Below are 1314 nucleotides of genomic sequence, written 5' to 3' on the forward strand. Positions count from 1 at the left end.
GTGCTGGCCCTGTGGAATGCGCCGCCCGCGCTGCTGGCCGATAGCGCCGCAGCGCAGCTGGGCGTGGAGGCGATCACCACCAGCGTGCGCGAACTGCGCCTGCGTGCCGACGCCTTGCTCGCGCCTTCGTCCCTCGGCGGTCCGCGCGCCGCGCCGGTCGGGGAGGGCGATGCGGCGCGCGTCGCGGCGCTCCATGCGAGCGGCTGGCTAGACGCGAGCCATACGGACGCGATCCACGACATGGTGGTGCATGCGGCGAACGCGTTCCATGTGCCTTTTGCCCAGGTGTCGCTGGTCGACGCCGACTGGGTCCATACGCCGGGAACGCTGCTGACCGCGGCGCGTGACGGCGTGCACGACGGCGGGCTGGAGCGCGCGCTGTCGATCTGCTCCTATGTGGTGCATGACGACCATGACCTGCAGGTCGAGGACATCGCCCGCGATCCGCGCTTCGCGGAGAACCCGCTGCTGCAGTCGGCGCGGCTGCGCTTCTATGCGGGGGTTCCGCTGCGCGACCGCCAGGGGCTGGTGCTGGGCAGCTTCTGCATCATGGACACCGCGCCGCGCAGCCTCGCGGCCAATGAGTTCGCGCTGCTGCACGACATGGCGCGGCAGTTGCAGACCACGCTGTCGCGCGGCGCCGAAGTGCCGCCGCCTTCCGACGCCGGGCCCACGGCGCCCGCGGCCGACCCGTTACGCGGACCCGGCACGGGTCCCGGCACCGGTCCAGCGATGGTCTGAAAGCGCTCCCGCGGCGCCGCATTTCGGGCGTAATGGCCATTGCGCAGCCGCCCGTGTTGCAAAACGTGGTCAATGCGCGCCCATCCCGCGGCGCGCGTGTTGATCCTGCGCCGGCCATGCCCACCAGAGGGAAAAGCGCTCCAACGGCGCCGGCTGCGGCGCCGGCCGCAACCCGGCGATGTCATTGCTGGCAACAGTTGTTCTTTTTCCGCGAACCACGGCTCTTCCCATACTGCAAATGACGGTCGCTCCTGGCCGCAGCGGGCGTCCGTCATGGGAAAGCAAGTGTTTTGTTTGCAAGGAGAATCTTTATGCAACCCAAAATCAGCCATCTCGCAACGGTTCTGGTCGGGGCCGTGGCTGCGCTGGCATCGGCATCCAGCATGGCCTGTACGCTCGTGCCCGCGAATCCGGTCAGGATCAAGCAAATGATGGCCAATGAAATCGCCCACCGGCTGGGCATCCGGCCTCAGCATATCCAGCTGAACGCGATCACCCATCCCCAGCTGCACACGCCCTTGGGCCTGGGTGCGGACTGCAGCGGACTCGGTGCCTATCACTACACTGCCGGCT

General features: G+C 68.3%; 2 protein-coding genes. Both read left to right on the plus strand.

Going from position 1 to position 1314, the window contains the following annotated elements:
- Positions 1-741: GAF domain-containing protein (locus D3H34_RS32735; protein ID WP_147400600.1), on the plus strand; the 741-nt coding region annotated here is incomplete at its 5' end.
- A gap of 311 nt (positions 742-1052) precedes the next feature.
- A partial coding sequence (locus D3H34_RS32740) for a hypothetical protein (RefSeq protein WP_147400601.1) occupies positions 1053-1314 on the plus strand: 262 nt, incomplete at its 3' end.

The sequence above is a fragment of the Acidovorax cavernicola genome, assembly GCF_003581445.1.